The following is a 10,037-nucleotide window of genomic DNA, read 5'->3' as shown; positions in this document are numbered from 1 at the left end:
ATTGGCGCAGTTTTTTGAAGGCGAATAATTTGGTTGCCAGCATGAGTCGCCGAGGCAACTGTCATGACAACGCCGTAGCCGAGAGCTTTTTCCAGCTTCTAAAGCGGGAGCGTATCAAGCGGAGAATCTACACCACGCGGCAAGATGCTCGTAGCGATGTGTTCGACTACATCGAGATGTTCTACAACGCAAAACGCCGTCATAGTTTCAACAATCAGCTGTCACCGGTAGAGTTTGAAAAGCGTTACGCAATGAGCTTGCAAGGTGTCTAGAGAATCCGGGGCGATTCAACCAGATATTTTTGCAGATATGAGCGCGGCATGAAATTTCTGCATCGGAGTTTGATCCGCGGCAAATGCATACGAGGTCAAAACGAGCAGAGCACCCAATGTGGCCACGTTCATTTCGTACCTCCAGGGAATGTGCCTTCAATCCGAGCGATGAGCTGATTTCCTTGATTTTTGGAATTCCCCACAGCTTGATTTACACGGTGCCACTCGAATGCCTCGGACGGTTCGCACTGGTGCAGCACCATCTGTTCGGCGCGCTCCAATGACGTCGTCTGGTCAAGCCATTCCCGGGCCAGTTCCGGGGACAAGACAACCTGCCGCCGATCGTGAATGTCGACCATGCCGCCCTGGGCGTCGGCGGTGATGATCACGAACCCGTCGTGTTCCCCATGGCCCTCATCGGAATCCGGAAGCTGACCAATGGAAGCGCAGAGGCATGGGGCGCCGTCTTTGCGGCGAATGAAGTAGGGCTGCTTCCTTGGCCCTCCTTCGTCGACCCACTCAAACCAGCCGTCAATCGGGGTGATTGCTCGGTGCGGCCAAATTGCACGGAAGAAGGGCCTGTGGGCGACCTTCTCCACCCTGGCATTTATCGGCGGGGCTCGATCCTTCGCCCAGTGCGGCCGCCATCCCCACCGCACCATATCGGCGTGCAGAGCATCGCCCTCAACGTGGAGTAGGGCGACCTGGGTTGTCGGCGGCACGTTGTATCTCCCCAGCGGCTGATCGCCGGCTGAGTTGACCAGGGCACCGGGCATGCTGAGCACGGCCACGAAGTCGTGAATGCCGCGGTACTGCGCGATTCTTCCGCACATTTCCTATCTCCCGCACGTCGGAAGAGGTGAACGGCCAGGCTGCAGCCGGTTTCTACACTGTAGACCCCGGTGGCAGGTATCCGTTATGGCCCTGGACATCAAACAGATCGACGCGCTGGAAGCGTGGTATGCGCTCTTCAATGACCCGGGCTTCGCCGCGGCGTCGCCTGAGGATCGATATGACGCCAGGCTGGAGCTTGCAGACGATATGCTCGCCCGCAGCGTGATAGATGAGGGCGAGTGGCGGGAACTGATCGAGGAGGCGGCCGCCGCCTTTGCAGACGAACTGGGATAGCGGAATTACCGAAAGCGCTTCATATCCTCGGGCCGTATGAGCTTCCGCAGATCTTCGTTTGTTCGGTCCATGCTTCTGACCGAAAGCTCCAGGCTCGCTATCTTCTTCCGCATCCTTGCTGCTTCACCAGCGCGCTCCCGCAGCCTTGCCAGGACTTCGTCGCGCTCAGCCTCAGCTTTGGCGTGCATATTCACAAGCTTGAATATCTTCTCCCTGGCTGCGCGTAGTTGGGTTGTCAGTTCCTGGATTTTGTTCTCAAGCAGCTCTCCGTGCTGTGTTGCTATTTCGAGAGGCGTGGGGATGCCCAGCCAGTCGTCTGTGTCGTCGATGTGCACGGTACTGCCTCACATGCTTTTGTTGCTGTATGTGCATACAGTAATCGAGGAGGTGGCGGTGCGCGATTTGAGGCGACGAGATGTAGGGTGAGGGTGGGGATGTTCGGTCGGCAGGACGCCGTAGGAGGGGGGTCGAAGTATGCGCTATTGGCATAATGCTGATTTATTCGGGGAGGTGGTGAGACGACAGGTCTCTATCCAAAGCGCATAGTTTTAGGACGCGTCCGAATATCTACGCTAGATGAGGCTTGTTTGGAAGTCTGAAGGGCTATGCGCCAGAAACGAAAAAGCCCCGAAAGATCGGGGCTTTAGCGTACATAAGATGGCGGAGGCGATGGGATTCGAACTCATGGACCTGTTACAGTCGACGGTTTTCAAGACCGTTGCCTTAAACCACTCGGCCACACCTCCGTTTTTGTTGCGGGCGCCATAATACCTGAATGAAACACACTGTCAAACTCTGTACATAGCTTGTTGCAGAGCGTCTGTTATGATCTTTGCCACTGAACGTTTCAAACCAACAGGAGTGTCGCCATGCGCGAACAGGATTACGCAGTTAATAACAGCGTGCAGGCCGAGCAGCTAGAAGTTAGCCGCGTCCTGCGCAACACCTACGGCCTACTCGCTCTTACTCTGGCCTTCAGCGGCGTGATGGCTTACGTGGCCCAGCAGATGCGGGTCGGTTACCCGAACATTTTCGTGGTGCTGATCGGTTTCTACGGTCTGTTCTTCCTCACCAACAAACTCCGTGATTCGGCCTGGGGCCTGGTGTCGGCGTTTGCCCTGACCGGTTTCATGGGCTTCCTGCTCGGCCCGATCCTCAACCGTTACCTGGGCATGCAGGGCGGCGCTGAAGTGGTCAGCTCGGCCTTTGCGATGACCGCTCTGGTATTTGGTGGCCTGTCGGCCTACGTGCTGATCTCCCGCAAGGACATGAGCTTCCTCGGTGGTTTCATCACCGCCGGTTTCTTCGTCCTGCTGGGCGCGACGCTGGCCAGCCTGTTCTTCCAGATCAGCGGTCTGCAACTGGCGATCAGCGCGGGCTTCGTGCTGTTCTCCTCGGTGTGCATCCTGTACCAGACCAGCGCCATCATTCATGGCGGCGAGCGTAACTACATCATGGCGACCATCAGCCTGTATGTATCGATCTACAACCTGTTCGTCAGCCTGTTGCAGCTGTTCGGCATCATGGGCCGCGACGACTGATCGTCAGCCTTGAAACAGAAAAGCCCGCTTCGGCGGGCTTTTTGTTGTCTGCGATCTGAACGTCCGGGGCACTACTCGGCAATGATCAGGCTGCCATCGGTTTGTTGCTGATAGATGGTGTAGGGCAGCAGCAAGGTGTCGAGCACACCTGAAACGGCCATGTCGAGCAGCATGGCTTGGTTCGAGGCCGGGCCGGTATGAGTTGCGCCGTTCTCTGGCTCAGGGGCATGCAGGCTGCAGAAATCGTAAGTCACGCCACTGTAGATACGCGGGACGCCACCGCAGTAGGTTTTTCGCTCCTTGAGTTTCTCGCTGGCCACCGCATCCTCCCTGAAGACGGTATCGATGGTTCCACAACCTGAGAGCATCAATGCCGCCAGCAACAGAAAAGAGGTTTTCACGGTGCGAATCCTTCGTCGATGAGGTCCTGAGTCTAGCCAGTTTTTGGGTGCCAGGGGCAAACGCCGTGTGTGAGCCCAGGCATTACGCCATCGGCGGCAACCGCCGTTTCACCGGGCTTTTCTTGACGATCGCGGTGTTGGTTTCCGCGCAACTGTTGAGGTGGTCGAGCAGGCTGTCCAGTTGTTCCATGTCGCGTACATGCAGGCGGGCGATAAAGCAGTCCTCGCCCGTGACCTTGTCGCATTCGGTGAACTCGGGGATGGCCAGGATCTGTCGTTCGACTTCCTGGAGTTTCCCCGGCAGCGGCCGGATGCGCACGATGGCCTGCAATTGATAGCCGAAGAACTTCGGGTCGACTTCGACGGTATAGGCCTTGAGCACACCACGTTCTTCCAGGCGTCGCAGGCGTTCGGCGACGCTGGGCGAGGACAGCCCGCTGATCTGCGCCAGGGCCTTGAGAGAACGGCGTGAATCTTCCATCAGGGCGCTGATCAGCGCCTGGTCAATTTCGTCGATCATGCCAACCTCATTAGGTAAAACCTAAGAAGTACCTTGATAAAAAAGGTGTAAGCCGATTTTAGCCTACCGTTGAGTCTTGAGCGGGGCAGGAGCCGATTGTCATACTTTTGGCTCTTGTTGAGGAGAATGATCATGGACAAATTGTTACGCCGCGGCTCACTGGAAATGACCGCCGCCATGTTGATTTCCGGCACCATCGGCTGGTTCGTGCTGGTGTCCGGGCAGCCGGTGCTGGACGTGGTGTTCTGGCGCTGCGTGTTCGGCGCCGCGACCCTGCTGCTGATCTGTGCCGGCTTCGGCTTTCTGCGCCCCGGCATCCTGACGCGCACCACCTTTCTCCTCGCCGTGCTCAGCGGTGTCGCCATCGTCGGCAACTGGGTGCTGCTGTTCGCCTCCTATTCCCGGGCCTCGATCGCCATCGGCACCGCGGTCTACAACGTCCAGCCGTTCATGCTGGTGGGGCTGGCGGCGCTGTTCCTCGGCGAGAAAATCACCGCGCAGAAACTGTTCTGGCTGAGCGTTTCCTTCGCCGGGATGCTGGCGATCGTCAGCGCCCATGGCGAGCAGGGCGCGGCGGGCAATGACTATCTGCTGGGAATCGCCCTGGCGCTGGGGGCGGCCCTGCTGTATGCCTTCGCCGCGCTCTTGATCAAGCGCCTGACCGGCACGCCGCCGCACCTGATCGCGTTGATCCAGGTCTGCACCGGGGTGTTGCTGCTGGCGCCCTGGGCCAATCTCTCCGCGCTGCCCACGGCACCGGAGGCCTGGGCCAGCCTGCTGACCCTGGGCATCGTCCACACCGGGGTGATGTACGTGCTGCTGTACGGCGCGATCCAGAAACTGCCGACCGCACTGACCGGCGCACTGTCGTTCATCTACCCGATCGCGGCGATCTTCGTCGACTGGTTCGCCTTCGGCCATCGCCTGGAGCTGCTGCAATGGATCGGCGTGATCGCTATCCTGCTGGCGGCTGCTGGCATGCAGCAGGGCTGGAGCCTGGGCTTGCGCCGTCGGGTGGCGGCGCAGTGAGCGTTGGGTTCCGGTGAGTGACTGGTCGCCGAATTAATACGAATGATAAGTAACTACCCGATTTGCCAGCTATTTATTGCCTTGACAGGCGGGGACGCACCACTAAGGTTTTAACTCAGGGTGAAAGATTCAAGCGCAACCCTTCGTCGTTGATTCAAAGGTTTCAAGTCCTCAAACCCGGTTCTGGGTTGCGTGTCTTTTTTGCTGTTCAGGTGTGACATCTACCGTCCCCCGATTCGGGTCGGTAGGCCGTTACCGAATGCCGCCATGGCGGCGGATCCCAGGCAACCAACGCTTCTTGTCTACAGGGCAGGGGCGTATGGGGAGCGATCATGACGACTCGACGCAAGGTACCCGGTGTTCGTAACTACGACGGCCCCGCTGGCGGCTGGGGGGCGCTCAAGGCCACCGCGACAGCGGTTAGAGAGCAGATGGATACGCTGAAGGCGCCCATCACCCTGATGCGCACCAACCAGCCTGATGGCTTCGACTGCCCGGGCTGCGCCTGGCCCGACAAGGAGCACAAATCCACCTTCCAGTTCTGTGAAAACGGCGCCAAGGCGGTGACCTGGGAGGCGACCAACAAGCGGGTCACTCCGGACTTCTTCGCCAATCATCCGGTCGCCTCGTTATTGCACCGCAGCGATTACGAGCTGGAGGACCTGGGACGTATCACCCATCCCCTGGTATATGACCGTGCCAGCGACACCTACCAGCCGGTCGAATGGGAGGCGGCGTTCGCGCGAATAGGCGAGATACTCCGGGGGCTGCAACCGGAGCAGGTCGAGTTCTATACCTCTGGCAGGGCCTCCAATGAAGCGGCCTATCTGTACCAGCTGTTCATCCGGGAATACGGCAGCAACAACTTTCCCGATTGTTCCAACATGTGCCACGAACCGACCAGCGTCGGGCTGCCGCGATCCATCGGTATCGGCAAAGGCACGGTGTCGCTGGACGACTTCGATACCTGCGAACTGATCATCTCCATCGGCCACAACCCCGGCACCAACCACCCACGCATGATGGGCACGCTGCACGAGGCCTCGCGGCGCAAGGTGCCGATCATGGTCTTCAACCCCTTGCGCGAACGCGCGCTCGAGCGCTTTGCCGATCCGCAGAACATGGTTGAAATGGCGACTTACGGTTCCACCCGGATCGCCTCGTCCTACTTCCAGGTAAAAGCCGGAGGCGACGCGGCGGCGATCAAGGGGATCATGAAGGCGCTGCTGGAGCTGGAGCGGACGGTGGGCGAAGTCCTCGACCATGACTTCATCGCCCAGCACACCCAGGGTTTCGACGAGCTGGTCGCCGATCTGCACGCCACGGCCTGGCCCGATATAGAACAGGCCAGCGGCCTGCAGCAGGCCGAGCTGGAAAAGGTCGCCGCCGCTTACGCAAAATCCAACGCCACCATCGTCACCTACGGCATGGGCATCACCCAGCACAACGAAGGCACGGCCAATGTCCGGCTGATCTGTGACCTGCTGATGTTGCGCGGTAACTTTGGCAAGCCTGGCGCGGGTATTTGCCCGTTGCGCGGCCATTCCAATGTCCAGGGCAACCGGACCGTGGGCATTACCGAGAAACCGTCGAAGGCATTTCTCGACAGGCTGGAGAAAGTATTCGGCTTCAAGCCGCCAGCGGCCCACGGCCACGATTCGGTAAAAGCCATGCAGGCGATGATCGCGGGCACGGCCAAGGCGCTGATTTGCCTGGGAGGCAATTTTGCCGTCGCCTTGCCCGATCCGGGCCAGTGTTTTCCGGCCATGGGCAAGCTCGGCCTGAGCGTGCATATCGGCACCAAACTCAATCGCTCCCATCTGCTGGTCGCCAAGGAGTCCTATCTGTTTCCCTGCCTGGGGCGCACCGAATTGGACGTGCAGGACGGGATGCGCCAGTCGATCACCGTCGAGGATTCGATGTCGATGGTCCACGCATCGGCCGGCAAGCTGACCCCGGCATCCGAGTTCCTGCGCTCGGAACCGGCGATAGTGGCCGGCATTGCCCGGGCCACGCTGCCAGGCAGCAAGGTGCCCTGGCAGGAACTGGTCGCCGACTACGACAAGATCCGCGACCTGATCGAGAAAACGGTGCCCGGCTTCGAGGCGTTCAACCAGCGCATCCGCGTGCCGGGCGGGTTCCGCATGCCGCTGCCGCCCACCGAGCGCATATGGCTCACGCCCTCGGGCAAGGCCGAGTTCTTTGTCTTTCCCGGGCTGCATGAAGACAAGGTGGTCGATGGCGCGGACGTTCTGCGCCTGATCACCATTCGCAGCCATGACCAGTACAACACCACCATCTATGCCATGGACGATCGTTATCGCGGGGTCTTCGGCCGGCGCGATGTGCTGTTCATCAATCAGGCGGACCTGGATGCTCGTGGCCTGGCCCATGGCGACCTGGTGGATATCGAGACGGTCACCCAGGGGCGCAAGCTGCGCTACGAGAAAATCACCGCGATCGAATACAAGATTTCCCCGGGCTCGGTTGCGGCCTATTACCCCGAAGCCAACCAGTTGGTGCCGCTGGATTACATCGACGTGGATAGCGGGACGCCGTCCTACAAATCGGTTCCGGTACGGATTGTGCGCTCGACGCTGAACTGACCCTGGCGATTCAGGGAAGGGGGCGCATGGGGCGCCCCTTTTTTCATCGGTGGGCTTTCATGAGCGCGAGGCTCGCTGCCGGACTGCAGCGCCGCGATTATTTGCTACTCTGCGGTCTTTCCCGTTCCGCCGAGTGCTCATGCCCATGTCCAACGATATTCCTGAACCGCAATCCGTCTGCAACCCGATTACCAGCAGCGCGATCTTTATCGTCGCCACCCTGGCCCCCGGCCGTGACGCCGCCGCCAAGGTGCGGGGCTGGTGCGAGGATGTGGCGGGCCTCACCCGTTCGGTCGGCAAGCGGGTGCCCGCGGGTAACCTGTCGTGTGTCTGCGGTTTTGCTTCGGCGGCCTGGGACCGGCTGTTTGGCGGGCCGCGCCCAGCCTCGCTGCACGCCTTTCGCGAGTTCGGCCCGCAAGAGCGCCGGGCCGTGGCAACCCCCGGCGATATCCTGCTGCACATTCGCGCGGACCAGATGGACCTGTGCTTCGAACTGGCGACGCAACTGATCGGGGCATTGGGCGATGCGATCTCGGTAGTCGACGAGGTGCAGGGTTTCCGCTATTTCGACATGCGCAGCATCATCGGTTTTGTCGATGGCACGGAAAACCCGGTCGGGCGCAAGGCCATCGAGTTCACCCTGGTCGGCGATGAAGACCCGGCGTTCAGCGGCGGCAGTTATGTGCTGGTGCAGAAGTACCTGCACAACATGAACGCCTGGAACGAGCTGTCGGTCGAGGCGCAGGAACGTATCATCGGGCGCAAGAAGCTGTCCGATATCGAACTCGACGATGCCGTCAAGCCGACCTCTTCCCACAGTGCCTTGACCACCATCACCAAGGACGGCGAGGAGGTGAAGATCCTGCGCGACAACATGCCGTTCGGCCGGCCGGGGGCGGGGGAGTTCGGCACCTATTTCATCGGTTACGCGCGCTCGCCGGAGCCTATCGAGCAAATGTTGGAAAACATGTTTGTCGGCCGGCCGGCGGGCAACTATGACCGCTTGCTGGATTTCAGCACGGCGGTGACCGGCGGCCTGTTCTTCGTGCCTTCCGCCGATCTGCTGGAAGTGTTGGCCGAACGCCAGCCCTGATCCGGATGTAAAGAGCCCGCGAGGTGAGGGCCTCGCGGGCTCGTTGCATCTGGCGGATGCTATTCAATGGTTGCCGGGACCGTGCACCGGGAAAGGCGCCGGGCCTTTACCGATGCGATCAGCAATCAGTGAGTGCTCATGCCGGCCATGTGCATCATCAGCCGCAACAGGCCGGCCACCGCACCCAGGGCCAGCACACTGCCCAGCCAGATGCCCACTAGCCATGCCAGCCGCCGATACCAGGGGGCGCTCGGGTGGCCGGTGGTCGATACCTCAGAGCGTTCCATAAGCCAACTCCATCATCAGTGCGGTGGCGGCGGCCAGCATCACCAGCCCGCCGAGGAACAGCAGGCTCAGCTGCGCCACCTGCTGGTAGAAAGGCCTCTGCCTGGTAGTGGTTCGAAGGGTTTCGCTATCAATGGTAACCATCGCCGATCCTCACTTTGCCGCGGAACACGTAGTAGCTCCAGCAGGTGTACATCAGGATGATCGGCAGGATGAACAGGGTGCCGATCAGGATGAACAGCTGGCTGGACGGGGGTGATGCGGCCTGCCACAGGCTGATGGAAGGCGGCACGATGTTCGGCCAGATGCTGAAGGCCAGGCCGATGTAGCCCAGGAACACCAGCGCCAGGGTGAACACGAACGGCCAGTGCGAGTGATGCTGGCGCAAGGTGCGTAGCAGCCCGAACAGCGCCAGCAGCGCGAGAACCACAAGCGCGCCGAAGACCACGATATGCGCGTGGGTGAACCAGCGGCTGGCGATCTCCGGGTGCAGCATGGGTGTCCACACACAGAGCACCGCGACCACCGCCATCAGCACGAACGCCAGCGGCCGGGTGTAGTGGCGCATGCGCGATTCGAGCATGCCTTCGGTCTTGACCAGCAGCCAGGTGCTGCCCAGCAGTGCGTAGGCGACGATCAGGCCCAGGCCGCAGAACAGCGGGAACGGCGCCAGCCAGTCCAGGTTGCCGCCGGCGAACTGGCGATCGACCACCGGGATCCCGGCGATATAGCTGCCAATCACGATGCCCTGGCAGAAGGTCGCCAGCAGCGAGCCACCGATGAACGCCATGTCCCAGATATGGCGTTTTTCCGGGCTGGCCTTGAAGCGGAACTCAAAGGCCACCCCGCGGAAGATCAAGCCGGCCAGCATGAAAATCAGCGGCAGGTACAGGGCCTCCAGAATCACCGAATAGGCCAGCGGGAAGGCCCCGTACAGCGCCGCGCCACCGAGAATCAGCCAGGTTTCGTTACCGTCCCAGACCGGCGCCACGGTGTTCATCATCACATCGCGCTCCTGCGCGTCCGGGATGAGCGGGAAGAGGATCCCCAGTCCCAGGTCGAAGCCATCCATGATGACGTACATCATCACTCCGAAAGCGATGATCACGCCCCAGATCAACGACAGATCTATACCTTGAATGCCCATGGGCAAGCTCCTTGT

The 10,037-nt window shown here is 60.5% G+C and carries 13 protein-coding genes and 1 tRNA gene; 6 read left to right on the top strand and 8 right to left on the bottom strand.

Going from position 1 to position 10,037, the window contains the following annotated elements; translation table 11 throughout:
- Positions 1-272: IS3 family transposase (locus CRO75_RS21280; protein WP_143503916.1), on the top strand; the 272-nt coding region annotated here is incomplete at its 5' end.
- Between the two features lie 128 nt (positions 273-400).
- Here the strand turns inward: CRO75_RS21280 and CRO75_RS21275 are convergent.
- Positions 401-1,105, bottom strand: coding sequence for an SOS response-associated peptidase family protein (locus tag CRO75_RS21275; protein WP_097137950.1), 705 nt, complete (start codon positions 1,103-1,105; stop codon positions 401-403).
- A gap of 85 nt (positions 1,106-1,190) precedes the next feature.
- Here CRO75_RS21275 and CRO75_RS21270 point away from each other — a divergent pair, with 85 nt between their 5' ends.
- Positions 1,191-1,400 carry a hypothetical protein gene (locus CRO75_RS21270; protein WP_097137947.1) on the top strand — a complete coding sequence of 70 codons (210 nt, stop codon included), beginning with the start codon at positions 1,191-1,193 and terminating at the stop codon, positions 1,398-1,400.
- A 5-nt stretch (positions 1,401-1,405) separates the two neighbouring features.
- On the opposite strand, the gene CRO75_RS21265 is transcribed toward CRO75_RS21270, so the two are convergent.
- A complete protein-coding gene (locus CRO75_RS21265) occupies positions 1,406-1,735 on the bottom strand; it encodes a hypothetical protein (protein ID WP_097137945.1) in 330 nt (109 codons plus the stop codon).
- Positions 1,736-2,058: 323 nt separating this feature from the next.
- Positions 2,059-2,146 (bottom strand) — tRNA-Ser (locus CRO75_RS21260).
- 123 nt (positions 2,147-2,269) lie between these two features.
- Here CRO75_RS21260 and CRO75_RS21255 point away from each other — a divergent pair.
- The gene (locus CRO75_RS21255) at positions 2,270-2,941 is read left to right on the top strand and encodes a Bax inhibitor-1/YccA family protein (RefSeq protein ID WP_007929309.1); all 672 of its coding nucleotides are present in this window, start codon (positions 2,270-2,272) and stop codon (positions 2,939-2,941) included.
- A gap of 71 nt (positions 2,942-3,012) precedes the next feature.
- Here CRO75_RS21255 and CRO75_RS21250 read toward each other — a convergent pair whose 3' ends face one another.
- Together CRO75_RS21250 and CRO75_RS21245 are read right to left on the bottom strand one after the other, a co-directional pair.
- Positions 3,013-3,342 (bottom strand): YceK/YidQ family lipoprotein, encoded by a 330-nt coding sequence (locus CRO75_RS21250; protein ID WP_009044532.1) that lies wholly within the window; start codon positions 3,340-3,342, stop codon positions 3,013-3,015.
- Positions 3,343-3,424: 82 nt separating this feature from the next.
- Entirely contained in the window at positions 3,425-3,862 is a 438-nt protein-coding gene (locus tag CRO75_RS21245) for an Lrp/AsnC family transcriptional regulator (RefSeq protein WP_009044531.1), read from the bottom strand.
- A 132-nt stretch (positions 3,863-3,994) separates the two neighbouring features.
- On the opposite strand from CRO75_RS21245, the gene CRO75_RS21240 reads away from it, so the two are divergent.
- The 3 genes from CRO75_RS21240 to CRO75_RS21230 all read left to right on the top strand — a co-directional run bounded on the left by CRO75_RS21240 (position 3,995) and on the right by CRO75_RS21230 (position 8,590).
- The gene (locus CRO75_RS21240) at positions 3,995-4,891 is read left to right on the top strand and encodes a DMT family transporter (protein WP_097137960.1); all 897 of its coding nucleotides are present in this window, start codon (positions 3,995-3,997) and stop codon (positions 4,889-4,891) included.
- Positions 4,892-5,223: 332 nt separating this feature from the next.
- Entirely contained in the window at positions 5,224-7,497 is a 2,274-nt protein-coding gene (locus CRO75_RS21235; protein WP_097137943.1) for an FdhF/YdeP family oxidoreductase, read from the top strand.
- 139 nt (positions 7,498-7,636) lie between these two features.
- The gene (locus CRO75_RS21230; RefSeq protein WP_097137941.1) at positions 7,637-8,590 is read left to right on the top strand and encodes a Dyp-type peroxidase; all 954 of its coding nucleotides are present in this window, start codon (positions 7,637-7,639) and stop codon (positions 8,588-8,590) included.
- A 125-nt stretch (positions 8,591-8,715) separates the two neighbouring features.
- On the opposite strand, the gene CRO75_RS21225 is transcribed toward CRO75_RS21230, so the two are convergent.
- Genes CRO75_RS21225 through cydB form a run of 3 tightly spaced genes read right to left on the bottom strand, consistent with a single transcriptional unit; the run spans position 8,716 to position 10,022 of the window.
- A complete protein-coding gene (locus CRO75_RS21225) occupies positions 8,716-8,877 on the bottom strand; it encodes a DUF2474 domain-containing protein (RefSeq protein WP_097137938.1) in 162 nt (53 codons plus the stop codon).
- A complete protein-coding gene (locus CRO75_RS33035; protein WP_009044526.1) occupies positions 8,864-9,019 on the bottom strand; it encodes a hypothetical protein in 156 nt (51 codons plus the stop codon). The genes CRO75_RS21225 and CRO75_RS33035 overlap by 14 nt, the downstream gene beginning before the upstream one ends.
- Positions 9,006-10,022, bottom strand: coding sequence for a cytochrome d ubiquinol oxidase subunit II (gene cydB / locus CRO75_RS21220; protein ID WP_053261802.1), 1,017 nt, complete (start codon positions 10,020-10,022; stop codon positions 9,006-9,008). The genes CRO75_RS33035 and cydB overlap by 14 nt, the downstream gene beginning before the upstream one ends.
- Positions 10,023-10,037: the final 15 nt, after the last annotated feature.

Origin of the sequence: Pseudomonas sp. LAMO17WK12:I10 (genome assembly GCF_900215185.1) — a bacterium.
Taxonomy (GTDB): domain Bacteria; phylum Pseudomonadota; class Gammaproteobacteria; order Pseudomonadales; family Pseudomonadaceae; genus Aquipseudomonas; species Aquipseudomonas chlororaphis.
The sequence above is the reverse complement of the archived record's forward strand: the minus strand, read 5'-3'. Positions and strand labels throughout refer to the sequence as shown.